Source organism: Arthrobacter sp. Y3225209 (assembly GCF_059090685.1).
Window position 1 is genome coordinate 54,222 of record NZ_JBNHFW010000017.1, and the last position, 24,653, is coordinate 78,874.

A 24,653-nucleotide genomic window follows, 5' to 3' on the forward strand; every position below is an offset into this window, starting at 1 on the left:
GGAGCTACCGCTGCGGGTGGGCGCGGTTGAAGCGTCCGCCAATGCCGGGAACACGCCGTGTGTCGGTGTCCAGGGGACGGGGCGCGGTGGTGGTGTCCGTGTTGACCTTGCGCAGTGCGCGCGCGAAGGCCTTGGCGTTCTGCACTGCCTGCGCGCCGTCGGCTTCGGAGCTCACGCGCAGCACAATGTCCTCCTGGGCAATGGTGCCCGTGTAACCGTGGTCCGCCTCGCACTGCGGGTCGGCACAGCCTGCCGGACCCATGTCCAGCCGCTGCCCGCCGGACCAGGCGATGGCCAGGGTCATTTCGCGGACCGGATCGGAAGGCTTGTAGTTCTGCGGCTGGGCATACATGTAACCCAGCACCACGGACCGGATCTGGGTGACCGGAACCGATTCGGTGGATACCTGGGCCATCATCTGCTCGCCGGCCTCATCCAGCTGCTGATCATCCACGTGGGTGATAACCAGCATGTCCTCGGTGAGGACCAGCACGGTGATGTGCCGGTGCACCTCGGTGCGCTCAAAGTGCGTTTCGAGGTGGATGAGGTGGGACAGCGGTTCCCGGCCGTCGAGGGCGTCGTGGACGACGTCGGCCAGGAGCGTCGGGTAGAAGCCCGCACGTTCCATGGAGGCATCAAGGCTGCGGCGTTCAGCGGAAAGTAACGGCGACATGTCTCCAGTTTCCCCCAGATCGGCCTCCAGTGCCTAAATGGCGCGCGGGCGGCGGGAAGATCAGTCCCGCATCGCCCGCCGTGCACTGTCGGCACGCCGCTGCGGGTGGCCCAGACGGATGTCGGCGCTGAGCACGGTGACCCCTTCGGCCGATACCAGCACCGGGTTGATTTCGATCAGCCCGATCTGCGCGTGCTCGTCCTTCAGCGCCGCTATCCGGGCAATCAGGTCCTCGAGCGCGGCAGTGTCGGCCACCGGCAGGCCCTGATAGCCAAAAAGTTTCACCGAGGCCCGCGGTGTCCGCACGAGATCGGAAATATCGCGGTCCGTCAGCGGCGGTACGGCGTGGGCCCAGTCATCCAGGAGGGAGGTGGCGTCTCCAGCCAGCCCGAAGGAGAGTACCGGTCCCAGCAGGGGATCCTCAATGGCGCGGATCAGGCAGCCCTGGCCGCTGGCTGCCATGGACTGCACTTCCATTTCGAAAGTGCCGTACCGCGCCAGGGCCTCCCGCATCTGCACGATGTTGGTCCGCAGTGCTTCCGGAGTGAAGATGTTCAGCCGCACTCCCCCCAGGTCCAGGCGGTGCCGCAGGTGTCCTTCGCGGGTCTTGACCACCACCGGCCAGCCGAGTTCTTCCGCCGCCTGCACGGCCTCATCCTCGGTAGTGAAACTTTTGGCAGGCAGTACGGAAATGCCGTAGAACTCCAGCAGCCGGGCTGTCTGGGCCTGATCCAGGCGGGTCAGCCGGTCCCCTTCCACCTGGTCCATCAGCGAGTCGATATACGCGGCTGCTCCGTCGGTGTCCACGCCCTCCGGTTCCACGAAAGTACCGTGGTCCCGGGCTGCCCACTCGGTGTAGCGGACCACCGAGGCCAGGGCACTGACCGCTGCCCCGGGGCTGCTGAAGCAGGGAAGGCCCTCCCCCGGCCCGGCGGTATCGGCGGCCAGAAGTCCTTCCACATGTGCGCGGGGATCCACGATCCCCGTGAACGCGGCAACAAGCGGCTTGCCGGTTGCCTGTACGCATTCGGCCAGCGCCGCGGCGATCGCCTCGGTGCCCAGCCCGGGGGCAGGCAGGACGGCGACGACGCCGGCGTCGACGTCATCGGCGGAGAGCACCTCGGTGACGGTCCGGCGCAGCTGCGGCAGCGCAACGCTCATGCCGGTGTCCAGCGCCAGTTCCGTTTCCAGCCGGGCAATGTCCAGGTCCATGCCGGTGCAGGCGTCGGCCAGCACCCGGCCCAGCGCGACGGAGTTGCTGAAAACTGCTATCCGGCGTCCGCGCGGAAGCGGCTGGCTGACCGCTATCTGGGCCACATCGATCAGCTGCTCGTTGGTACTGACCCGGATAACGCCGGACTGGCGCAGCATCGCATCAAGTGCCCCCGGAGGTGCCTGCGTGGTCCGCACGGCGTGGCCCGGCGGCAGCTGCTGCCCGGTAACATCCGATTTGGCCACAATGACGGGTTTGGTGCGCGCCAGCCGCCGGGCCAGGCGTGAGAACTTACGCGGGTTGCCCACCGACTCCAGGTACATCGCCACCACGCGGGTATCGGCGTCGTCCTCCCAGTACTGCATGGCGTCGTTGCCGGATACGTCGGCACGGTTGCCGGCGGAGATGGTGGAGGAGAGCCCCAGCGCACGGCGCTGCGCGGTGGCGTAGAGGAGGACGCCGATGGCCGCCGACTGGCTGAAAAGCCCCAGGCCGCCGCGCCGGGGCAGGGCCGGCGCCATGGAGGCATTCAGCGAAACCTCCGGCCGGGTGTTGATCAGTCCCAGGGAGGCCGGACCCACCACGCGCATGCCGTGGGCGCGCGCCCGGCGCACCAGGGCGCGCTGCCGGGCCAGGCCCTCGGGCCCCTTCGGGCCGAAACCGGCGGTGACCACCAGCAACGCCTTGACGCCGGCCGCTGCGCATTCATCGGCCACTTCCAGGACCTGCTCGTACGGCACTGCGATGACGGCGAGCTGCACGGTCTCGGGGACTTCGGCAATCCGGCTGTAGGAAATCATCCCGGCGAGCTCGAACGCCTCGGGATTGATGGCGTAGACGGATCCCTTGAAGCCACCCTCAATAATGTGTTCCAGTAGCTGCTGGCCCACCGAGCCCCATTCCCGACTGGCACCGATGACCGCAATGGAGGACGGTGAGAGCAGGTCAGCAACGCTGCGGGCCTCGGCCCGGTGTTCGCGGGCCTCCATCACTGCCAGCGATTTCTCGGTGGGGTCAATGTTGAAGTCCAGGGCAATCACGCCGTCGTCAAAGTGCCTGCTGACTTCATACCCGGCGTCGGCGAACACACCGATCATCTTTCGGTTCTCCGGCAGGACCTCGGCCGAGAACCGCCGGATGCCGTTTTCCCGGGCCGCGGCGGCGAGGTGTTCGAGCAGGATGGAGCCGAGCCCGCGGCCCTGGTGCTCGTCCGCTATGTTAAACGCCACCTCGGCCTCGGTGGGATCATCCAGGCGGTCATAGCGGCCAATGCCGATGATCTCGTCGCCGATGGTGATCACAAACGCCACCCGGTTGCGGTAGTCCACATTGGTGAAGCGCTCCAGCTCCTTGCTGCTGAGCTTAGCCTTGTAAGTGAAGAACCGGAGGTAGATGGAGCTTTGCGACTGCCGCATGTGGAACGCCTGGAGGGCATCTGCATCAGCCGGGGACACCGGCCGCAGATGGCCGGTTCCTCCGTCACGCAACACGACGTCCGCTTCCCAATATTCGGGGTAATGTCCCTGCTCCACCATAGACTCAGAGTAGTGGGCATTCTCCCCCACCGCATTTATCCCGCACCGCATGGTTTTGCGGCCGCATGGAAAACATCCACCCCCTACCACTGCAAGGATTCGACAACAGCATGGCCCGGCGCCAACCCGTCTCCAAGTCCGTACCCGGCGAAAAGATCGCCGAGAACATCATTGATATTGATGTCACCACCGAGATGGAAGGTTCCTTCCTCGAGTACGCCTATTCGGTGATCTATTCGCGTGCGCTGCCCGATGCACGTGACGGCCTCAAGCCCGTCCAGCGGCGCATCCTGTACATGATGTCGGACATGGGCCTGCGCCCGGACCGTGGCCATGTGAAGTCCGCGCGCGTGGTGGGCGAGGTCATGGGCAAGCTCCACCCGCACGGCGACACCGCCATTTATGACGCCATGGTGCGCATGGCGCAGGACTGGGCGCTGCGGCTTCCCCTCATCGACGGGCACGGCAACTTCGGCTCGCTCGACGACGGCCCGGCCGCCGCGCGGTACACCGAGGCCCGGCTGGCGGCTCCGGCCCTGACGCTGACGGATCACCTGGACGAAGACGTAGTGGACTTCGTGCCCAACTATGACAACCAGCTCCAGCAGCCCGAAGTCCTTCCGGCAGCGTTCCCGAACCTGCTCGTCAACGGCGCCACGGGCATTGCCGTGGGCATGGCCACGAATATGGCCCCGCACAACCTGGGCGAGGTCATTGCCGCCACCCAGCACCTCATTGCCAACCCGGACGCCGGGCTCGATGAGGTCATGCGCTTTATCCCCGGGCCCGACCTTCCTTCCGGCGGACGGATTGTCGGCCTGGACGGCATCCGGGATGCCTACGCCACCGGCCGCGGGTCGTTCAAGACACGGGCCAAGGTGGAAGTTGAACAGCTGACCGCCCGGCGCACCGGCCTGGTGGTCACCGAGCTGCCCTACATGGTGGGCCCGGAGAAGGTGATCGAAAAGATCAAGGATGCGGTCACGTCCAAGAAGCTGCAGGGCATCTCCGACATTGTGGACCTCACGGACCGTGCCCACGGACTCCGCCTGGTGATCGAGCTGAAGAACGGGTTCAACCCCAACGCCGTGCTGGCCCAGCTGTACAAGTTCACACCCATGGAGGATTCCTTCGGCATCAACAATGTGACCCTGGTGGACGGCCAGCCCCGGACCCTGGGCCTGGTGGAACTGCTGCAGGTCTACATTGCCCACCGGATCGGCGTGGTCCGGCGGCGCACCGCCTACCGGCTGGGCCGCAAAAAGGACCGCCTGCACCTGGTCGAGGGCCTGCTCATCGCGATCGTGGATATTGACGAGGTTATCCAGATCATCAGGTCCTCGGATGAAACCGCGCAGGCACGCGAACGGCTGATGGCCATCTATGACCTGACCGAGGTCCAGGCCAACCACATCCTGGAACTCCGCCTGCGCCAGCTGACTAAATACTCCCGGATCGAGCTGGAGAAGGAGCAGGAGGAACTGCGCAGGGCCATCGAGGAGCTCGAGGCCATCCTGAACTCCGAAGAGCGCCTGCGCGCCCTGGTTTCCGATGAGCTGGGCGAGGTTGCCGCCAAGTACGCCACCCCGCGGCGTACCGTGCTGCTGGAATCCGAAGCCGCGTCCCCGCTGAAGGGCGCTGCGGTTGCCGCTGCTGCCGGCACCACGGGCAAGGGCGCCAAGGCGGTGCTGCCTCTGGAGATTCCGGATGACCCGTGCTGGGCCATCCTGACCACCTCCGGCCAGGTGGCCCGCACCTCGGACCAGGAGCCGCTGGTGGAGGGCGGCCAGCGTGTGCGCCACGATGTCTTCCGCTCCGTGGTGAAGACCACCGCCCGCGGCGAGATCGGTGCGCTGACCTCCTCGGGCCGAATGGTCCGGATCCAGGTACTGGACCTGCCCGCGCTGCCGTCCACGGCCGGCCTGCCCAACCTGGCCGGCGGCGTGCCGGTGAAGGAATTCATGACCCTGGGCAAGGGCGAAAGCCTGATCGGCCTGGTACCGCTGAACGAGGTGGTGGCACTGGGAACCCGTAACGGCGTGGTGAAGCGGGTTAATCCCGATTATCCGCTCAACCGTGATGACTGGGAGGCCATTACGCTCAAGCCCAAGGACGAAGTGGTGGGAGCGGCGGTTGCCGCCAACGAAAATGACGAACTGGTCTTCGTGACCCGTTCGGCCCAGCTGCTGCATTTCCCGGCTTCGGCGGTCCGCCCGCAGGGCCGGACGGCCGGCGGCGTGGCCGGCATCAAGCTTGCCGCCGATGATGCCGTGGTGTTCTTCGGCGTTGTGGCCGGCGAGGATCCAGACGCCGTCGTGGTTACCGTTTCCACCGCAGCTGAAACCCTGCCGGGAACACCCGGCGGATCGGTGAAGGTTACCCCGTTTGCGGAGTACCCCGCCAAGGGCAGGGCTACCGCCGGGGTCCGGGCGCACCGCTTCCTGAAGGGCGAAGACAGCCTCGCCGTGGCGTGGGCCGGGCACGGACCGGCCAAGGCGGCCGCCGCCAACGGCGTGGCCCGTGCGCTTCCCACCGAACATGGGCGCCGGGACGGTTCCGGTGTTCCGCTGGCCAATGCCGTGGACGCGGTGGGCCCCAGCCAGGGCGGGGCTGAAGGCTAAGCCCGGAAAGCGAAACGGCAGGCAGGCTCAGTGAGCCTGCCTGCCGTTCTTTGTGCCCGGCTGTACTGCGTGCCCGGCTGTACTGCGTCTGTCTTATTTGCCGAAGCTGCGCAGCCGAAGCGAGTTGGCAACCACCAGTACCGAACTTGCCGCCATGGCCGCGCCGGCAATCATGGGGTTCAGCAGCCCGAAGGCAGCTACCGGGATGCCCACCGCGTTGTAGAAGAAGGCCCAGAACAGGTTGGTCCTGATGGTCCGCAGCGTGCGGCGGGAGAGCTCAATGGCCGTCGCCACCTGGCCCAGGTCGCTGCCCATCACGGTCAGGTCCGCCGCTTCCATGGCTACGTCGGTACCCGAGCCCATGGCGATCCCGAGGTCGGCCTGGGCCAGGGCCGCGGCGTCGTTGACGCCGTCTCCGGCCATGGCCACGGTCCGGCCCTGTTCCTGGAAGCGCCGCACAGCGTCCACTTTGCCCTGCGGCCGGACGTCGGCCAGGACATCTTCGGCGGGAATGCCCACCTGTTCCGCCACATGGGCGGCCACTACGGCATTGTCGCCGGTGAGCAGCACCGGACGCAGGCCCAGGCTGCGGAACCGGGCAATGGCGGCAGCCGAGCCGTCCTTGACGGTGTCCTGCAGGCTGATGATCCCGGCTGCCCTGCCGTCCACTGCGACCAGTACCGCGGTGGACCCGGCCTCCTGTTCCCCGCGCAGCGCCGCATAGGCGGCATCGTCGAGGTCAATGCCGTTTTCATCCAGCCAGGCGGGCCGGCCCGCCACAATCCGGCGGCCGTCCACGCTGCCCCGCACTCCCCCTCCGGGTGCTGAGTCGAAGTCGGTGACCGGCGTCGTCCCCGGACCGGAGGATGCCGCTGCGGCGATGGCTCGGGCAATCGGGTGTTCGCCGGCGGCTTCCACGGAGCCCGCCAGGCGCAGGAGTCCGGCGTCGGTCAGCCCCTCCGGGGCGGTGTCCAAAAGGCTCAGCCGGGCCACGGACAGGGCACCGGTGGTGACGGTGCCGGTTTTATCCAGGACGATGGTGTCCACGGTGCGGGTATCTTCCAGGACCTGCGGGCCCTTGATCAGGATGCCCAGCTGGGCACCCCGCCCGGTTCCGGTCAGCAGCCCCACGGGTGTGGCCAGGCCCAGGGCGCACGGGCAGGCAATCACCAGAACGGCCACGGCAGCTGTAAAGGCTGCCTGCAGATCACCGGTGAACACCAGCCACAGCACAAAGGTCAGGACGGCAATGCCCAGGACCACCGGCACAAACACCGCACTGATCCGGTCCGCGAGGCGGGCAATCGGTGCCTTGCCGGACTGGGCTTCGCTGACAAGCCGGCCCATCTGCGCCAGCGTCGTCTCGCTGCCCACGCGGGTGGCCCGGACCAGGAGCCGGCCCGAGGTGTTGATGGTGGCCCCGGTCACCTGACTGTCCGCGTCCACTTCCACGGGCACCGATTCCCCGGTGATCAGAGAGGCGTCGACGGCCGAACGGCCTTCCACCACCACGCCGTCCGTGGGAATCTTCTCCCCCGGGCGGACCACAATCACGTCACCGACGGCGAGCTGATCCGCCGGTACGCGGATTTCCTCACCGTTGCGCAGCACGGCCGCGTCCCTGGCACCCAGGTTCAAGAGGGCTTTCAGCGCATCCGAGGCCTTGGTCTTGGCGTTGGCCTCCAGGTAGCGTCCCAGCAGGAGGAAGGTGACCACAACGGCGGCCACCTCAAAGTACAGGTGCGGTTCGGAGCCCATGCCGGGATCCGCGGTCAGGCCGGGATTCGCGATCAGCTCCCCTACCGAAAACAGGTACGACGCTGCCACTCCAATGGAGACGAGTGTGTCCATTGTGGAGGCAAGGTGCCGGGCGTTGATCGCTGCGGCCCGGTGGAAGGGCCAGGCGGACCAGGTCACCACGGGCAGGGCCAGCAAAGCAGCCACCCAGCCCCAGTGCGGGAACCCGAGCGCGGGCACCATGGAAATCAGCAGTACGGGAACACTGAGTACGGCGGCCAGGATGAGCCGGGGGCGCAGCGAGGCGGCCGTTCCGCCGTGGGCCATGTGGTCCGCGTGGTCTCCGCTGTTGTCAGCGGTATTGCCCGCGGCATCGTGAACATCCGGGGCTGCTTCGCTGCCGCCTTGCCCGGCTGTGGTGTGCGCGTGCTGATGGGCGGCCGACGCACCGCCGGGCCGCACCGGGAGCGCCTTGAGCCGGGCGGTATACCCGGCTGCGTTGACCGCGTCGAGGATCTGCTGGTCGGTTACGGTTTCCGGGACCGTCACCCGCGCGCTCTCCAGCGGCAGGTTGACCGACGCTTCAACACCCTCGATCTTCCCCAGCTTGCGTTCCACCCGTGCCACGCAGGACGCGCACGTCATGCCCTGGATATCCAGTTCCACTGCCCTGGTGTTGGAGTTCAGCAAATGCTGAGTGTCCATGATCCGTCCCTTCCTGGAAAATAAGCGCTCCTGCAACGGCAGGTGCGCAGGCCGCCCGCGTCCTTATCCGGCGACGGGCGCCCAGACTCCCGCGTCAACCACGGTGTAGCCCGCTTCGGCAACTGCTTCGCCGAACTCGGCCGGTGCAATGGCACGCTCCGAGGTGACGGTGGCTGTGGAGACGCCGCCGGCATTCAGGTCAACCTGCACGTCATCGACGCCGCTGATGGCTTTCAGTTCCTCGGTGACGGACGCCACGCAGTGGCCGCAGGTCATGCCGGAAATGTTCAGTGTGGTGGTTTCCATGTTTTTGCTTCTTTCCGTGGATTCGATCGCTGGTGGACTCTTGGGCGCCGGCGTCAGCGCAGGAGCCGGCCGATGGCGTCGGCTGCTTCCTGGACCTTTGCCTGGACGATTTCCGGGTTGCCGGTCCGCTCGGATTCCCGTGCGGCGCCGACAACGCAGTGTGACATGTGGTCCTGGACCAGCCCGAGGCTGACCGCATGCAGGGCCTTATTGATGGCAGCCACCTGGGTGAGGATGTCGATGCAGTACTTATCCTCCTCAACCATGCGGGCGATGCCGCGGACCTGGCCTTCGATCCGGCGCAGCCGGCGCAGGTAGGCATCTTTGTCCGAGGTGTAGCCGTGGGCGCTGCCCACGGATCCTGCTTCCACGGATCCTGCGGCGGCGGGCCCGGTCACGGCAGCTTCGGCGAGGATGCTTGAGGTGTCGCCCATAATGATCTCCTTTTCGCTGGCCTGTTCCCTAACATATACCCCCAAGGGGTATAAGTTCAAGTACCCCCAGGGGGTATCCCCGAACCACTTGTCGGGGCGGTCCCGTAAGGTGGTGGGCGTGGCACACGGCGAACTTTCAACAGCAACCCAGGACTACCTGAAGGTCATCTGGACCGCGCAGGAATGGACGGATGAGCCGCTGACGGTGTCCGCGCTGTCCCTGCACATGGGGTTTTCGCCGTCGTCGGTCTCCGAGGCGGTCAAGAAACTGACCAAAAAGGGGCTGCTGACGCATGCCCGCTACGGCTCCATTGCCCTCACGGACGCCGGCGAAAAGGCGGCCGTCGCCATGGTGCGCCGGCACCGCCTCATCGAAACGTTTCTGGTGGATTATCTCGGCTACGGCTGGGATGAGGTGCACGACGAAGCCGAGCACCTTGAGCATGCGGTCTCGGACAAGATGGTGGATGCCCTGGCCGACCGCCTGGGCAACCCTGTTCGGGATCCGCACGGGGATCCCATCCCTGCCCGGGACGGCAGGTTCCCGGTCCTTGATGCACTGCGTCTGAGCCGCTGCGAGCCGGGAACCCACGGCACCGTGGCCCGCGTGTCGGATAACGAACCGGAACTGCTCCGGTACATCGCCGGACTCGGACTGCATCTGGACACCGAACTCTCGGTGCTGAGCCGCCAGCCCTATGCGGGAACGCTTACTGTGGAAGCCGCTGGCCGGACACTGGATCTGGGCCTGCCCGCGGCGGAGGCCATTTGGATTCTGGCACCGGATGAGGCTGCCGGAAGCGCACCCGAAGCCTGACGCCCGCTAGAGGACGGTTTTGTCGAACACCACTTCGCGGTGCGTCGGCTGATATCCCAGGCTTTCGTATAGCCCCAGCGCCCCGGAGGGATTCTCGGTATCCACACCCAACCCGGCGTGCTCCATTCCGTCCTCCCGGAAGCGCCGCATGGCCTCGCGCAGCATCGCCGGCGCCAGTTTCCGTCCGCGCCAGTCCCGCCGCACGCCCAGGAGCATGGTGTACCCCTCGGTGTACCCGTGGATTTCCTTGCTTTCGGGGTCAAAACTGGCCAGCTGGTACGCCGCCACTTCGCCGGATCCGGCGTCCAGCACCGCGAAGCTCCACTGCGGACGGAACTCGGGGTGGCTGACGGTGAATCCCCAACGCTCCTTGTTGCGCGGTTCGCTGCCCCAATGATCCCGGAACGCCTCGTTGTGGGCGCGCCGGATGGCATCGGAGTTTTCCTCGCTGAAAGTAGCGAACTCCATGCCTTCGGGCAGCTCGGCGTCGGGAAGCCCGGCGTCCAGCGGACGGCTCATCTCGGTGAAGTACCGGACCACCTGTGCACCGGAGGACTCCAGGAGCGCCACCTGTGATGCGTTGGCTTCCTCGGCATAGGTCCGCAGCACACCGTGCTTCCGGTGCTCGGTCAGCAGGCGCTCCCGCAGCCGGGATTCCTGCCAGCGGACAATGGCCGCGCCGATGCCCCGGCGACGCCACTGCGGATCCACTCCCCCGAAACCGGACCCGATCTCGGAGCCGGGGTTGAGCGCGATCCGACCGTAGGCGCGCGCCGTCCCGTCCCTGTCCAGGCCGATGAGCGTATCCCGGGCCGGATCCCCGGACGTGGTCTCCAAGGCCTGCTCCAGGTCCCTGCGGTCCTCCACCCAGCCGGGCTTGTCAGCGTCGGCCATTCTGCGGATCAACGCATACCAGGCGTCCACATCCTCGACGTCGATGGAGCGCCAGCGGAGACCTGTCTCCGGGCCGGGGAACACGGGCGGGGTGGGAGTCTGCATCCATCCACCCTAGGACAGATGCACCGGCTCCGCATCCAGCGTGACCTCCCGTTCGCACCAGGCAGCGTCCGCGCGGTTGTGCGTGACCACCACCACCGCCTTGCCCCGCAGCCCGGACTTCAGATCAGCCATCAGCTGTTCCCCGGCCTCGGCGTCAAGGTGAGCGGTGGGCTCGTCCAGCAGCACGACGTCGGCGGAGGCAAGCAGCGCCCGTGCCACGGCGAGCCGCTGGCGCTGGCCTCCGGAGAGGAAATGCCCGCCGGCACCGATGGGGGTATCCAGCCCGTCCGGCAGGGTCTCGAACAGCGGCCCCAGACCCACCGCCTGCAGAGCCCCGATCATCTCCGCCTGCGACGGAGCCAGCGTCCGGTCCCGGGCAAGGAGCAGATTCCCGCGCAGGGTCGAGTCGAACAGATGAGCCTCCTGCGGACACCAGGCCATTCGCCGGGCTGCGGGCGGCAGCGACTGCGCCGGCGTCCCATTGATCAGGTAGGACCCGCTTCGCGGTGTCAGGAACCCCAGCAGCACACCCAACAGGGTGGATTTGCCGCTGCCGGAGGGCCCGGTCACCGCCACCCACTCCCCGGCGGACACTGAGAGGCTGACACCGGACAGGACGTCTGCGGCTGCATCCGGGTACCGGTAGCGGATGTCCTTCAGCTGGAGCCTCGTCACCGTGCCGGGCTCCGCGGCCAACACATCCGCCGGGACGCCGTCGTCGACCTCGTCGGTGCCCAGATCCGGCAGGACCTTGTCGCCCAGCGTTCGCCAGGCGGCGAACTGCTGGATGGAACCGTTGACGGCAATAAACGGCTCGATCAGCGCCAGCTGCATCAGCACGACGACGGCGGCAACGGTCGCGGGGTGCTCCCGGGCGGCGCCAATCATGTACAGCGCGCTGAGGGAGCAGGCCAGGGCGGTCAGTGCGTTGGCCAGGCCCTGCGCCCAGGCGCTCCGGCGGACCGCCTGGGCGGCCGCGGCTTCCAGCCGTTGCTGCCGGGCAAGGACCGGGGCGGTGCTGGAGTTGGCTTCCAGATCCCGTGCCGCCGCAAGCAGCCGGGCCATCGCGGACATGGACCGGGCCTGCAGGTTCACCGTAGCGGCCCGCGCCGCCCGGTCAGCCAGCAGCGCGAGCAGCGGTGCCACTACCAGGCCCACCAGGCACAGGGCCGCCTGAACAGCCAGCCCCTCGGGAACCAGCAGCCAGGTTGCCAGGCATGCAGCAAGGGCGGTCAGGAAACCGGTCAGCGGGGCAAAAACCACCCGCGGCGCAATATCGCGCAGCTCATCAACATCACCCACCAGCCGTTCGAGGGCACCTGACCCGCGGGCAACACGGCGCCAGCCCTCCGGGCGCTGAAGCAGCCCGTTCCAGAGCCGGACGCGCAATTCATTGGTGGCCCGGAAAACCGCGTCATGCAGGCTCAGCCGCTCGAGATAACGGAGCAGAGCCCGGCCGATCCCAAAGAAGCGGACACCCACAATGGCGGTCAACAGGTACAGGATGGGCGGCTGCTCGCTGGCCCGGACAATCAGCCACCCGGACAGGGCAGTGAGGGTCACGGCGAATAGGGTTGCCCCGGTACCCAGCACCAGGGCCAGCAGGAACTGCCGGCTCCAAGGACGCAACACCAGCAGGTTCTTCCACAGCGGCTGGTGAACAGTGGCGCCCTCGGCAGCGGAGTCTGCTGCGGAGTCTGCTGCGGAGCGCAGCCGGCCTACGGGGGCCGGAGCCTGGGGCGCGGCCTGGCCTGAGGGGACAGCAGACAGTGCGGGGTCTGCGTATCCGGGGGCAGGCCGCCGGACGGCCGGACCGCCGGCAGCCGGAGAGACCGGGATGACCGTCTGCGCAATGGCGGCGGTTTCGGCGTCGTGAGCCACCAGCAGCACTGTCGCCTGTCCGCGCAGCCCCGCCAGGGCGGTACGGACAGCGGCTGCACTGCCGGCATCCAGGTGCGCCGTCGGCTCGTCCGCGAGCAGCACGTGCACACCGGGGCAGCCGTGGATCCTGGCGAGGGCGCGGGCCACCGCCACGCGCCGCTGTTCGCCCGGACTTAGATCCGCAGTGGCGGCATCGACCAGATGTGCGGCGCCAATCAGTTCCAGGGCGGAGAGCGCTGCGGCCCGGCCTGTCCAGTCGGGATCCGACGCGGTCCCCGGCACACCGGCATACAGCGCTATCTCCTCGGCGACGGTGTCTTCCACCAGTACCGGATGCTGCGGGATCCAGGCCAGCGATGGCCGGTCCACGCCGTGCACCGTGCCGGTAATGCGGGTGTCCCCACCGTCCCGGCGCAAGCCCGCCAGTACTTCCAGCACCGAGGTTTTACCGGATCCGCTCGGACCGGTAAGCGCTGCAATGCTGCCTGCCGGCACGGTAAAGCTGAGAGAGTCCACGGCCGGGTGCGGCCGGCCGGCATAGCTGATGGACAGGTCGCGGACTTCGAACATGCCCGGGACCGTCTCCCCTCCGCCGATCAGCGGCCGGGCAGCCGGTGCCTTCAGCACGGCGTTGGTACGGTTCAGCGCTTCCAGCCCGTCTTCGCTGGAATGGTGCGCGGTACCCAGATCGCGCAGCGGCTGGTAGCACTCGGGAGCCAGGATCAGGGCCAGCAGGCCCACTTCCAGCGGCATGCCTCCGTGCACAAGCCGGACGCCGATGAACACGGCCACGAGCGCCACCGAAATGGTGGCAATGAGTTCCAGTGCCAGGGAGGACATAAAGGCCACCCGCAGGGTTGCCAGCGTGGTGGTGCGGTAACGGTCGGCGACGTCGCGCAGGGCGCGGGTCTGGGCCTTGGCCCGGCCCAGGCCCACCAGCACGGGCAGGCCCTTGGCCAGTTCCAGCATGTTGTCGGAGAGCCGGTTCAGGGCGTCCACCGCGGTGGCAGTCTTATCCTCCGTGTGCAGGCCGATGAGGATCATGAACACCGGGATGAGGGGGACGGTGAGCACAATGATGAGGGCGCTGACCCAGTCCGCGGACAGGATGCGGGTACCCACCAGCAGGGGCACGACGGCGCAGGTCACCAGGGCGGGCAGGTACTTGGAGTAGTAGTTGTCCAGCCCGTCGAGCCCCCGGGTGAGCAGCACGCTCAGTGCCCCGCTGCCCATTCCCGGTACGGAACCGCCGTCGGCCAGGACCCGGGCGGACAGCTGTCCGCGCAGTTCGTCCTTGACTCCGGCTGCCGCGCGCTGGGCCACGGTGTCCTGGCCCCAGACTGCGAGGGAGCGCAGGACGGCACCGGCGGCGCCCAGGACGAGCATGCGGTTCCAATCTGGTCCCTCTGCGGCCAGGCCGGCAATTCCTCCGGCGACGGCGTCTGCCAGCAGTACCAGCCCCGCCGCTTTGAGCGCGGCGAGCAGTCCGAGGAGGTACAGCGCCCGTTTGCTGGTGGCGCTGACCGGTAGAACCGGCTTCACTGGGCGTTAAACGAGTGGGGGGCGGGGATGGACTCGGCGGTGACGCGCTTCCGGAAGACCCAGTAGGTCCAGCCCTGGTAGAGCACTACAACCGGCAGGCCGAACAGGGCCACCCAGCTCATGACCTTCAGGGCGTACGGGGATGCCGAGGCGTTCTCCACCGTCAGGTTCCATGCGGCGTCCAGGGTGGAGGGCAGCACCACCGGGTACATGGACGCGAAGATGGTAACCGCGCCGGCCACCAGGAAGAGGGCCAGGCTGACGAAGGTTGCCCCGTCCTTGCCCCGGCGGGCAAAGATCCAGGCCAGAAGCGCACCCACCACGGCAACGACGAGCAGCGGCAGGGTTGCCACCTTGGCATTCATGAACTGGACAATGATGGCCCAGGCGGCCAGCGGGAGGATGCCCAGGGGCAGCCAGCGAAGCACTGCCCTGCGGGCGCGGTCGCGGATCTCGCCGTCGGTCTTGAGCATCAGGAAGGCGCACGCATGTACGAGGCAGAACGCCACCACGGCGACACCGCCGAGGACGGCATACGGCGTCAGCCAGGCGAAGGCACCGCCCACGCGGTCTCCGTTTTCATTCAGCGGCAGGCCGGTGGTGGTCAGGCCCAGGGCCGCGCCAACACCAAAGGCGGCAACGAGGGAGCCCAGTGCCAGGCCCCAGTCCCAGCGGTTCCGCCAGGAGTCGCTGTCATGCTTGCCGCGGTACTCGATGGATACGGCGCGGAAGATCAGTCCCATCAGGACCAGGACCAGCGGAATGTACAGCGCCGAAAACAGGGAGGCGTACCACATGGGGAAGGCGGCAAAGGTCATGGCGCCAACGGTGATCAGCCATACCTCGTTGCCGTCCCACACGGGTCCGATGGTGTTGAGCAGGACCCGGCGCTCTTTCTCATTGCGGGCCATCAATTTCATGAGCATGCCCACGCCCAGGTCGAATCCCTCGAGGAAGAGGTATCCGATCCACAGAAAGGCGATCACTATGAACCAGAACAACGGTAGCGACATTACTTCAGAGCTCCAGAAATGCCGGCAGCCGGCAGGGTCGGGGTGTTATCCGGCAGCGGCCCGCAGGCCGCTGCCGGGAAGGTCCGGGTGAGGCGGGTGTCAATAGGCGAAGTCGAGGACATCGTCCTTCTTCTTTCCGGGGCCGCCGTCGGGATCGCCGCCGGCCGAGTCCAGGCCGCCGCTGCTGCCCTCGTCGTCGTCACCGTGCAGCAGGCCCGGCATGGCTGCGGGAACGCCGCCGCGCACGAACTTGAAGAGCAGGCGCACCTCCACGATCAGCAGTGCCAGGTACACCAGGGTGAAGGCGCTGACGGAGAAGAGCAGCTCGCCGATGTTTACGCCCGGTGAGACCGCAGCTGCGGTGAACATAAAGACGCCGTCCACTCCGGTGGGGTTCGGTGCCACCACAAACGGCTGGCGGCCCATTTCGGTGAAGATCCAGCCGGCGGAGTTGGCGCCGAAAGGTGCCAGGATGCCGAAGACGGCCAGCCGCATGAGCCACTTGGATTCGGGCACGGTGCCCTTGCGGACCACCCAGAGCGCGAAGGCGGCGGCGACAGCTGCGATTCCGCCGAACCCGATCATGATGCGGAAGCCCCAGTAGGTCACAGCAAAGTTCGGGGTGTAGTCGATTTCGGCGCCGGCGTTGGTGCCGTACATTTCATCGTCCGGCAGATGGGTGCCGTAGGCGTCCGCGTACTCCTCCAGAAGGGTGTTCACGCCGCGGATTTCGGTGTCGAAATCTCCGTTGGCAAGGAAGGAAAGCATGCCCGGGATTTCGATCAGCGTGTCCACGTCTTCGCAGTTCACGGCGCCGGGGTCGCCGATGGATAGGACGGAGAATCCGGTGCCGTCATGGCAGGCGGCTTCAGCGGCAGCCATCTTCATCGGCTGCTGTTCAAACATCAGCTTGCCCTGCAGGTCACCGCTGACGGCGACGCCGGCGAAGGCCACTACGGCGACGGCGGCACCAATGCGCAGGGAACGCAGCCAGACAGCGTGGTCGGTCTTGTCACGGCCGGTTTCGGGGCGCTCCCCCACCACCACGTAGCCGCGGTCATCCACGGTGTCGATGCCGTCGCGGCGCCGCTTCCAGAGGTGGTACCAGGCGATGCCGAGCAGGAACCCGCCCGCGACGGCGAACGCGCCGAAGATGGTGTGGGGGAAGGCAACCAGCAGGGTGTTGTTCGTCAGGACAGCCCAGATGTCATTCATGACCGGACGGCCGTCCACCATCTCCACGCCCACGGGGTGCTGCATCCAGGAGTTCGCGGCCAGGATGAAGTAGGCCGAGAGCATCGAGGCCAGGGTGGTGATCCAGATGGTGGCCAGGTGAACCTTCTTCGGCAGCCGTTTCCAGCCGAAGATCCACAGCCCCAGGAACACCGACTCAGTGAAGAAGGCCAGCAGGGATTCCAGTGCCAGGGGGGCACCGAACACGTCACCGACGAACCGGCTGTACTCGCTCCAGGCCATACCGAACTGGAATTCCTGCACGAGCCCGGTAGCCAGGCCGAGGATGAAGTTGATGAGGAAGAGCTTGCCCCAGAACTTCGTCATCCTGAGGTATTCCTCTTTACCCGTACGCACCCAGGCGGTCTGCAGCGCTGCCACGACCAGGCCCAGGCCAATAGTGAGCGGCACCATGAGGAAGTGGTAAACGGTGGTGATGCCGAACTGCCACCGGGCAATATCCAGTGCTTCCACGCTATCTCGTCCTTCAATAGAGCTATGACTTCTACAGGACGTAGAAGACTGACTTCTACAAAGCGTAGAACAACTCTGACAAGATTTCTACGTGATGTAGAACCAACGGCGCAAACACGGTACATTAGTAAGTCTGGACCCGGAATGCCGGGGTCCACAGGGGTCTCGAAAAAAAGAAGGACAGACATGGCTACGCTCGGTGAACTGGAACGGGCAATGATGGACCTGCTTTGGGAATCAGCCGAGGCAGCATCCGCCAATGAACTTCGCGAGCTGCTTGCCCGGCGCGAAGAAACGGACAGCAAGGGCCTGGCAGTCACCACAGTGCTGACCGTGCTTTCGCGGCTGGAGAAGAAAGGGCTCGTTGAGCGTGAACGGGACACCCGCCCGCACCGCTACCGGGCAGTGACAACACGTGCCGAACATACGGCGGAACTGATGCATGAGGCACTGGGAACCGCGAATGACCGCGAGGCCGTGCTGGCACGGTTTGTCGGCTCCGTCTCCGAGACCGAGGCAGAGATGCTGCGCAGGCTGCTGGGCGCCTGAGCACCGGGTGTTCTGGACCTCGTACGCGCTGGCCGCGCTGGCATTGCTGCTGGCCTGGCCCGTGCCGGTTCTGCTCTCGCGGGCCAAGTGGCCTGCCCGCTCGCCGTTCACTGCCATGGTCCTATGGCAGGCAATAGCCCTCGCTGGCGGACTGTCCATGATCGGCGCCATGCTGACCTGGGGGCTGGAGCCCCTCGGTGACAACCTGATCGACGGCCTGCAGGGCCTGTGGCACATCCTGGTGGACCGCGCTCCGGCAAGCACGCTGGGACTGGTCCATGTTTTTGCCCTCAGCGCTGCCGCCCTGCTCAGCGTGCACCTGGTGTTCACCCTATGGCTTACCTACTACCGCATCCTGCGCGGCCGCCGGCGTCACCGCGACATGCTGAACCTGCTCAGCTCTCCTTCCGCGGACACGCCCGCCACCCTTGTTATCCAGCATCCGACGCCGGTGGCGTACTGCCTTCCCGGCGGCGCACGCTCCGTAACCGTCCTGTCTGACGGACTGCTGAACATGCTCTCCCCGCAGGAGCTCTCCGCCGTATTGACACACGAGCGGGCACACCTGGTCCAGCACCACCATCTGCTGTTGTGGGCCTTTGCGGCCTGGCGTGCCGCGCTGCCCTGGCTGCCGACTTCCCTGCTGGCCCAGCGCTCGGTCAACGAACTCATCGAGATGCTCGCGGATGACCAGGCGCTGCAGCAGGTGGACCGGGAGGTCCTGGTTCGTGCCGTGGCTATTGTCGGATCCGGGACACAGCCTTCGGACGCCTCCTCGGGAAACCCGGAGCACCGGGTTCCCGCGGAGTCTCCCATGCCGCTCGGCGGCCCGGACAACCTTGAGCCACTGAGTACCGCCGGACGGCTCAGCCGGCTGTTGACCCCGCGGCCTCCGCTTCCTTACTACCTCCGCGTGGGCATCCTCGTGCTCGCCATCCTCCTGCTCGCCGTGCCGACCACCCTGCTGGTCGCTCCGGGCCTGCTGGACTAACCCCACCGGGATCCGGCCGAACGGTTAGACGATCACCAGGTCCGTTCCCTGGGCCTTGTGGTCGGCCATGGCCACGCTCTGGATCGCCGGATCGTCGTAGGTGTTCCAGTAGTAGGTCATGGTCCGGGATGAGAAGAGACCGGTGTACGTGGTCTTCTCGAATTCCCCGGAACCCATGGCCGCGCTTCCTTCCACCATCGCGACCTGCTGCAGGGTGTGGAACGCGCGGCTGACGTTCTCCTCCTCGGTGGTCTTCTGCGGGTAATGTGCGTTGACGTAGGCGGCACGCACAAACCGGGACGGCGAGTAGTAGTCACCCGGGATACCCCGCATGAGCGAGCCGGACCCAAACGGCGCCAGATGCGCCTGATTGAGCACCACCTCTTCCGGGAAGTCGGGAGACGCGTTGAGGTAATTGCGGAGGTTCTCGTGGTGCCAGTTGAAACCGGGCTGGTTTGCCAGGACGTCGACGTCGTCATGGAAGACCTGCATGCCCTCGCTCGTGTATTCGACAACAATGGCGCGGTCCTTATCGGCAATCAGCCAGTGCAGCAGAGAACTCGGATACTTGTCATTGATCGGCCTGTCGACAATCGCGACGTTCTGCAGCGCGGCTTCAACCTCGTCTACGGTGGTGAACTGCGAGGCAACCCAGAGCGGGAACTCAAACGCCGCAACATTCGTCGCACCCTCAACCGGCCCCGGCGCGTACTGCGCATACCCCGGGAAATTAAGGCCGCCGACGGCGAGGCCTGCGTCATTGCCGCAGTCGAAGTAGAGCGGTGTGTCCTCCTGCACGATGCCCATCCCCATGACGGCGTGCCGGATTTGCGGTACAGCCCCAAACGGCGACTTCGTGGCATACCCGGTGGGCGTCAGCACCACCTGCTCCCCGAAGTCGCTGGTCCAATCAAGGTTGCGTGCGAAATAGAGGTGGCCGCTGCCGTCGGTAAACCTGATGCCTGTGCACATATTTGACGCTTCCTAGTCTGCAGGACTCCGAAGGATTCCGGCCCGCCCAGCGGGCCCCCGTTCCTGCCTTACCAGTGTGAGGCCCGGGCTGGCGTTTAGGCAGTACCTGCGGCCAACCCGGGCCCGGAAGCGGCAATCAATGCACCGGCTACGCGTCAATCCTGTCGCGGTCCAGCATGGAGGCACCGGCGATGATGAAATCCTTGCGCGGTGCCACATCACTGCCCATCAGCAGTTCGAATGCCTGCTCGGCCGCGGCCGCCTCGGCGATCCGCACCCTTCGCAGGGTACGGTGCCGCGGATCCATGGTGGTTTCAGCCAGCTGCCCCGCGTCCATTTCACCCAGGCCCTTGTAGCGCTGGATGGGCTCCTTGTAGCGCTTCCCTTCCTTTTCCAGGCGGGTGAGCACCTCGTGCAGTTCTTTTTCGCTGTAGGTGTAGACCATCTCATTGCTCTTGCTGCCGGGGTTGATGACCTCCACGCGGTGCAGGGGCGGCACGGCGGCATATACCCTGCCTGCGTCCACCAGGGGCCGCATGTAGCGGAAGAAGAGCGTAAGCAGCAGGGTGCGGATGTGCGCCCCGTCCACGTCGGCGTCGGTCATAAAGATGACCTTCCCGTAGCGCGCGGCGTCGAGCTGGAAGCTGCGGCCCGAGCCCGCACCCACCACCTGGATCAGGGCGGCGCACTCCGCGTTGTTGAGCATGTCCGCCACGGAGGCTTTCTGCACGTTCAGGATTTTGCCCCGGATCGGCAGCAGCGCCTGGTAATCCGAGGACCGGGCCAGCTTGGCCGTTCCGAGGGCACTGTCGCCCTCCACGATGAAGAGCTCCGAGCGTTCCTGGTCATCGATCCGGCAGTCCGCAAGCTTGGCGGGCATGGTGGAGGTTTCCAGGGCGTTCTTCCGCCGCTGGGTTTCCTTGTGGACCCGGGCGGAGATCCGGGACTTCATCTCCGCCACCACCTTTTCCAGCAGCTGGGAGGACTGTGCCTTATCCGCCCGTGCGGTGGAATTGAGCCGGGCGGTGATCTCCTTCTCCACCACCTTGCTCACAATGGCACGTACGGCCGAGGTGCCCAGGATTTCCTTCGTCTGGCCCTCGAACTGCGGCTCGGCCAGACGCACGGTAAGCACGGCGGTCAGGCCTGCGAACACGTCGTCCTTTTCGATCTTGTCATTGCCGGCCTTCAGCTTGCGGGCGTTGGCTTCGATGACTTTTCGGAAGGTTTTGAGCAGTCCCTGCTCGAAACCGGTCTGGTGTGTGCCGCCCTTGGGCGTGGCAATGATGTTGACGAAGGAACGGATGCTGGTCTCATAGCCGATCCCCCAGCGAAGCGCGATGTCCACCTCGCATTCGCGCTCAATCTCGGTGATCCGGCTGTTGCCCGTTTCGTCCAGGACCGGCACGGATTCCTTGAACTTACCCGAGCCGTGCAGGCGCCAGATGTCGGTGACAGGGGCGTCAGCGGCGAGGTATTCCACGAACTCGGTAATGCCGCCGTCGTGGTGGAAAACCTCCTCCACGGGACCGTTTTCTCCGGGTGTGCCGGGCAACCGGCGCTCGTCCCGCAGGGTGATGCGCAGACCGGGGATAAGGAATGCCGTCTGGCGTGCCCGGGCCTGCAGCTCGGTATAGGAGAATTTGGCATCCGGGGTGAAGATCTGCCGGTCGGCCCAGTAGCGGATGCGCGTGCCGGTCACGCCCCGTTTGGCTTTGCCGACCACTTCCAGCCGTGAACTGTCCAGGAACGGGGAGAACTTGGCGTCCGGACCCGGTTTCTTTCCCGTGTCTGCGAAGTGGCCGGGCTCCCCGCGCCGGAAGGTCATTTGGTAGGTCTTCCCTGCCCGGTCCACCTGGACGTCAAGCCGGGAGGACAACGCATTGACCACGCTGGCACCCACACCGTGCAGACCGCCTGAGGCGGCGTAGGACCCGCCGCCGAACTTGCCGCCGGCATGCAGCTTGGTGAACACCACTTCGACGCCGGAAAGCCCGGTTTTCGGTTCAATGTCCACGGGGATGCCGCGGCCGTCGTCGTGGATCTCCACGGAACCGTCAGGGTGCAGGATGATCTTGATGCTCTGGCCGTACCCTGCCAGCGCCTCGTCCACGGAGTTGTCGATGATTTCCCAAAGGCAATGCATCAGCCCCCGGGAATCGGTGGAGCCGATGTACATGCCCGGACGTTTGCGGACGGCTTCCAGTCCTTCCAGGACGGACAGGTGCCGGGCGGTGTAGTTCGAGCTTGGGGGCGCCACGTGTGTTGAAACTCCTTGGTGTCGGCCGCTGGGCCGGTGGGATGTGCAGTGCGGTATGTGCAGGTGGTACTTGCAGGTGCGCATGTCCGGGAACAATCCAGGACTCCTACAAGGTTAATCCCCCCCGGTGACACTTCCGCCCAGCGACTCGGCGGCCGTGAGTCTGGCCACACGGACCCCGCGGATCGGTACGCGTAGAGCGAAAGGCGGGCCCGCCTGCAATTACCGGCCGGGCAAAGGTGGTTATATGAAGTATCAACACCCTTGAGGAGGCAACTCATGACAGCAGCAGTAGCAACACGTGAGCTGAACAGCCTGGACCGCTGCGACCGTTGCGGCGCACAGGCATACGTACGTGCCGTACTGGAATCCTCCGGCGGGGAACTGCTTTTCTGCGGACACCATGCCCGGGCAGTGGAGGCCAACCTTCGCCCGCTCACTTCGGAATGGCAGGACGAAACGTCCCGCCTGAACGAGAAGGCACCGGTCACGTAGTTTCACGCCGGCAGAACCCACGGTTCCATCGGCGTAACGGCCGCGCAGGCGCGGCGTTTATGCACCAAGCTTGAAGAAGTCCCCTTCCGTCCGGAAGGGGACTTCTTTTTGTATCCGTCCGCTTCTTATGACGTCCGCTTCGAAACGGGCCGGGAGAACCCGGGCCTGTGCCGGAACCCGCAGAAAAAAGCACCCCGTACCGCTGGCGCGGTACGGGGTGCCGATGGAGGTGCTGTGTCTTATTAGTCCAGGTAGTCCCGGAGAACTTGGGACCGCGACGGGTGGCGCAGCTTGGACATGGTCTTGGATTCGATCTGGCGGATGCGCTCACGGGTAACCCCGTAAACCTTGCCGATCTCGTCAAGGGTCTTCGGCTGGCCGTCGGTGAGGCCGAACCGCATGGCCACCACACCTGCCTCGCGCTCGGACAGCGTGTCCAGCACCGAATGCAGCTGCTCCTGCAGGAGCGTGAAGCTGACGGCGTCGGCAGGAACCACGGCTTCGGAGTCCTCAATCAGGTCACCGAACTCGGAGTCGCCGTCTTCGCCCAGCGGGGTGTGCAGGGAAATCGGCTCGCGGCCGTACTTCTGGACCTCAACGACCTTTTCAGGGGTCATGTCCAGTTCGAGGGCCAGTTCTTCCGGAGCGGGCTCGCGGCCCAGATCCTGAAGCATCTGACGCTGCACGCGTGCCAGCTTGTTGATGACTTCCACCATGTGCACCGGGATACGGATGGTGCGGGCCTGGTCCGCCATGGCACGGGTAATCGCCTGGCGGATCCACCAGGTTGCATAGGTGGAGAACTTGAAGCCCTTGGTGTAGTCGAACTTCTCGACTGCACGGATCAGGCCCAGGTTGCCTTCCTGGATCAGGTCCAGGAACAGCATGCCGCGGCCGGTGTAACGCTTGGCCAGGGAGACCACCAGGCGAAGGTTTGCCTCCAGCAGGTGGTTCTTGGCGCGCTTTCCGTCATGGGACACCCACTGCAGCTCGCGCTTCAGCTTCGGGTCCATGTCCGGATCAGCGGCCAGCTTCTCCTCGGCGTACAGACCGGCTTCGATCCGCAGGGCAAGATCGACTTCCTGCTCCGCGTTCAGCAGGGCAACCTTGCCGATCTGCTTGAGGTAATCCTTGACGGGGTCGGCGGTGGCACCGGCCGACACCACCTGCTGGGCAGGCGCGTCATCATCGTCGGCATCGGAGTACACAAATCCCGAGCCCGTAGGTGCTGCGTCCGCGGCGGGGTCAGCCGCTTCAACTGCTTCTGCGTCCGGCTCAACCTCGACGGAGTCGTCGTGCGGCTCTTCCGCAGCTTCCTTGGCAGCCTTCGCCGAAGTCTTCCTCGTGGTAGCAGCCTTGGTCGGCGCCTTCCGGGTGGAGGGCTTGCGGGCCGTTTTGGCAGCAGTCTTATCGCCGGACGCGGCCTCCTTGGTGGCCGCTGCGGCAGGGGCCTCAGTTGCGGCAGTGCGCTTATTTGCAGTGTCAGTCTCTTCGACTGCAGTTGTCTTTCTCGGCGACACAGAAAACCTTTCATACGGCGGGTTGTGGCACCGCCATTGGGGGCAACACCACTATGACCCTGTCAAGTCCGTGCTTGAAATCCAAGTGCTTGGCTTGATCTGTTCCTGATGGAACAGACGCTGCCGGTGTTTTGTTCCGCTGCCACAGGGACTAGCAGTTCAAAGGACACTTGATACACGAACCCGACCGGGTCTCGGTTCCCATTGTCGCACGTTTTCCGTTCCGCCACAGCACTCCCCCGCCACACCGGATGCGGGTGGGACGCCGCTCACGCCGGCGGGGCGCTCAGTCCGCCCCGCGAGGCCCCGGATCGGGGCCCGGACCGGGCCAGGACTCCGAGCGTGACCGCGCCCAGTCGGGCAGCACCCCCGTCCCAAGCAGCTCACCCAGCAGCAGCGCCAGCCGGTACCCCGGTTGGGCGGCGATGCTCTGCTCCAAATAGACGTGGGCCCGTGATCCCCGCCCGCGGGCCCATTCAATCCAGGCGAGCAGAGACAGCAGGGCCGCCCGGGCTTCCCCTTCCGAGACCGCGGCAAGATCGATAAAGACATTGTTTGCCCGGTCCAGGAGGGGCCAGTCCGGCGTGCCGCCGCCGCGTCCAACCAGGATGCCGCGGAAATAGCCTGCCGCCTGTCCGGGGGCTGCCCGGCGTGGGATGGACCCGCCGGGGCCGGCCGGTCCG

Annotated in this window: 18 protein-coding genes; 5 read left to right on the forward strand and 13 right to left on the reverse strand. The window is 66.1% G+C overall.

Going from position 1 to position 24,653, the window contains the following annotated elements:
- Positions 1-4: 4 nt before the first annotated feature.
- Together AC5RVB_RS10860 and AC5RVB_RS10865 are read right to left on the reverse strand one after the other, a co-directional pair.
- Positions 5-673, reverse strand: a complete 669-nt coding sequence (locus AC5RVB_RS10860) for a DUF5998 family protein (protein WP_227902203.1) — start codon at positions 671-673, stop codon at positions 5-7.
- Positions 674-733: 60 nt separating this feature from the next.
- Positions 734-3,421 carry a bifunctional acetate--CoA ligase family protein/GNAT family N-acetyltransferase gene (locus tag AC5RVB_RS10865; protein ID WP_494142689.1) on the reverse strand — a complete coding sequence of 896 codons (2,688 nt, stop codon included), beginning with the start codon at positions 3,419-3,421 and terminating at the stop codon, positions 734-736.
- Positions 3,422-3,531: 110 nt separating this feature from the next.
- Between AC5RVB_RS10865 and AC5RVB_RS10870 the strand changes: the two genes are divergently transcribed.
- A complete protein-coding gene (locus AC5RVB_RS10870) occupies positions 3,532-6,042 on the forward strand; it encodes a DNA gyrase/topoisomerase IV subunit A (protein WP_227902205.1) in 2,511 nt (836 codons plus the stop codon).
- 93 nt (positions 6,043-6,135) lie between these two features.
- Here the strand turns inward: AC5RVB_RS10870 and AC5RVB_RS10875 are convergent, their stop codons facing one another.
- The 3 genes from AC5RVB_RS10875 to AC5RVB_RS10885 all read right to left on the reverse strand — a co-directional run bounded on the left by AC5RVB_RS10875 (position 6,136) and on the right by AC5RVB_RS10885 (position 9,224).
- On the reverse strand, positions 6,136-8,484 hold the full coding sequence (locus AC5RVB_RS10875; protein ID WP_494142690.1) for a heavy metal translocating P-type ATPase: 2,349 nt from the start codon (positions 8,482-8,484) through the stop codon (positions 6,136-6,138).
- A 63-nt stretch (positions 8,485-8,547) separates the two neighbouring features.
- Entirely contained in the window at positions 8,548-8,790 is a 243-nt protein-coding gene (locus AC5RVB_RS10880) for a heavy-metal-associated domain-containing protein (protein WP_494142691.1), read from the reverse strand.
- Between the two features lie 53 nt (positions 8,791-8,843).
- Entirely contained in the window at positions 8,844-9,224 is a 381-nt protein-coding gene (locus AC5RVB_RS10885; protein WP_227928011.1) for a metal-sensitive transcriptional regulator, read from the reverse strand.
- 118 nt (positions 9,225-9,342) lie between these two features.
- On the opposite strand from AC5RVB_RS10885, the gene AC5RVB_RS10890 reads away from it, so the two are divergent.
- Entirely contained in the window at positions 9,343-10,041 is a 699-nt protein-coding gene (locus AC5RVB_RS10890) for a metal-dependent transcriptional regulator (protein ID WP_227902208.1), read from the forward strand.
- Positions 10,042-10,047: 6 nt separating this feature from the next.
- Here the strand turns inward: AC5RVB_RS10890 and AC5RVB_RS10895 are convergent, their stop codons facing one another.
- From AC5RVB_RS10895 to AC5RVB_RS10910, 4 genes are all read right to left on the reverse strand, one after another.
- Positions 10,048-11,040 carry a GNAT family N-acetyltransferase gene (locus AC5RVB_RS10895; RefSeq protein ID WP_227902209.1) on the reverse strand — a complete coding sequence of 331 codons (993 nt, stop codon included), beginning with the start codon at positions 11,038-11,040 and terminating at the stop codon, positions 10,048-10,050.
- 9 nt (positions 11,041-11,049) lie between these two features.
- Positions 11,050-14,463, reverse strand: a complete 3,414-nt coding sequence (gene cydD, locus AC5RVB_RS10900; RefSeq protein ID WP_494142692.1) for a thiol reductant ABC exporter subunit CydD — start codon at positions 14,461-14,463, stop codon at positions 11,050-11,052.
- Positions 14,460-15,476 carry a cytochrome d ubiquinol oxidase subunit II gene (gene cydB / locus AC5RVB_RS10905; protein WP_227902211.1) on the reverse strand — a complete coding sequence of 339 codons (1,017 nt, stop codon included), beginning with the start codon at positions 15,474-15,476 and terminating at the stop codon, positions 14,460-14,462. Before cydB ends, cydD begins: the two co-directional genes overlap by 4 nt.
- Positions 15,477-15,575: 99 nt before the next feature.
- The gene (locus AC5RVB_RS10910; protein WP_227902212.1) at positions 15,576-17,183 is read right to left on the reverse strand and encodes a cytochrome ubiquinol oxidase subunit I; all 1,608 of its coding nucleotides are present in this window, start codon (positions 17,181-17,183) and stop codon (positions 15,576-15,578) included.
- A 186-nt stretch (positions 17,184-17,369) separates the two neighbouring features.
- On the opposite strand from AC5RVB_RS10910, the gene AC5RVB_RS10915 reads away from it, so the two are divergent.
- Complete coding sequence (locus AC5RVB_RS10915; RefSeq protein ID WP_227902213.1) at positions 17,370-17,732, forward strand: BlaI/MecI/CopY family transcriptional regulator; 363 nt, start codon at positions 17,370-17,372, stop codon at positions 17,730-17,732.
- A 7-nt stretch (positions 17,733-17,739) separates the two neighbouring features.
- Entirely contained in the window at positions 17,740-18,723 is a 984-nt protein-coding gene (locus AC5RVB_RS10920; protein ID WP_227928014.1) for a M56 family metallopeptidase, read from the forward strand.
- Between the two features lie 24 nt (positions 18,724-18,747).
- Here AC5RVB_RS10920 and bsh read toward each other — a convergent pair whose 3' ends face one another.
- Positions 18,748-19,695 carry a choloylglycine hydrolase gene (gene bsh, locus AC5RVB_RS10925; protein WP_227928015.1) on the reverse strand — a complete coding sequence of 316 codons (948 nt, stop codon included), beginning with the start codon at positions 19,693-19,695 and terminating at the stop codon, positions 18,748-18,750.
- Between the two features lie 148 nt (positions 19,696-19,843).
- Positions 19,844-21,955 (reverse strand): DNA gyrase/topoisomerase IV subunit B, encoded by a 2,112-nt coding sequence (locus AC5RVB_RS10930; protein WP_494142693.1) that lies wholly within the window; start codon positions 21,953-21,955, stop codon positions 19,844-19,846.
- 279 nt (positions 21,956-22,234) lie between these two features.
- Here AC5RVB_RS10930 and AC5RVB_RS10935 point away from each other — a divergent pair, with 279 nt between their 5' ends.
- Positions 22,235-22,450: a DUF7455 domain-containing protein gene (locus tag AC5RVB_RS10935; protein WP_227902217.1), complete on the forward strand. Its 216-nt coding sequence runs from the start codon at positions 22,235-22,237 to the stop codon at positions 22,448-22,450.
- Positions 22,451-22,692: 242 nt separating this feature from the next.
- Here AC5RVB_RS10935 and AC5RVB_RS10940 read toward each other — a convergent pair whose 3' ends face one another.
- Together AC5RVB_RS10940 and AC5RVB_RS10945 are read right to left on the reverse strand one after the other, a co-directional pair.
- A complete protein-coding gene (locus AC5RVB_RS10940; RefSeq protein WP_227902218.1) occupies positions 22,693-23,970 on the reverse strand; it encodes an RNA polymerase sigma factor in 1,278 nt (425 codons plus the stop codon).
- A gap of 286 nt (positions 23,971-24,256) precedes the next feature.
- Positions 24,257-24,653: DUF4192 family protein (locus tag AC5RVB_RS10945; RefSeq protein WP_494142694.1), on the reverse strand; the 397-nt coding region annotated here is incomplete at its 5' end.

Coding starts and splice junctions, on each gene's coding strand:
- AC5RVB_RS10860 (WP_227902203.1), bottom strand. CDS start 673: ATGTCGCCGTTACTTTCCGCTGAACGCCGCAGCCTTGATGCCTCCATG.
- AC5RVB_RS10865 (WP_494142689.1), bottom strand. CDS start 3,421: ATGGTGGAGCAGGGACATTACCCCGAATATTGGGAAGCGGACGTCGTG.
- AC5RVB_RS10870 (WP_227902205.1), top strand. CDS start 3,532: ATGGCCCGGCGCCAACCCGTCTCCAAGTCCGTACCCGGCGAAAAGATC.
- AC5RVB_RS10875 (WP_494142690.1), bottom strand. CDS start 8,484: ATGGACACTCAGCATTTGCTGAACTCCAACACCAGGGCAGTGGAACTG.
- AC5RVB_RS10880 (WP_494142691.1), bottom strand. CDS start 8,790: ATGGAAACCACCACACTGAACATTTCCGGCATGACCTGCGGCCACTGC.
- AC5RVB_RS10885 (WP_227928011.1), bottom strand. CDS start 9,224: ATGGGCGACACCTCAAGCATCCTCGCCGAAGCTGCCGTGACCGGGCCC.
- AC5RVB_RS10895 (WP_227902209.1), bottom strand. CDS start 11,040: ATGCAGACTCCCACCCCGCCCGTGTTCCCCGGCCCGGAGACAGGTCTC.
- cydB (WP_227902211.1), bottom strand. CDS start 15,476: ATGTCGCTACCGTTGTTCTGGTTCATAGTGATCGCCTTTCTGTGGATC.
- AC5RVB_RS10915 (WP_227902213.1), top strand. CDS start 17,370: ATGGCTACGCTCGGTGAACTGGAACGGGCAATGATGGACCTGCTTTGG.
- bsh (WP_227928015.1), bottom strand. CDS start 19,695: ATGTGCACAGGCATCAGGTTTACCGACGGCAGCGGCCACCTCTATTTC.
- AC5RVB_RS10935 (WP_227902217.1), top strand. CDS start 22,235: ATGACAGCAGCAGTAGCAACACGTGAGCTGAACAGCCTGGACCGCTGC.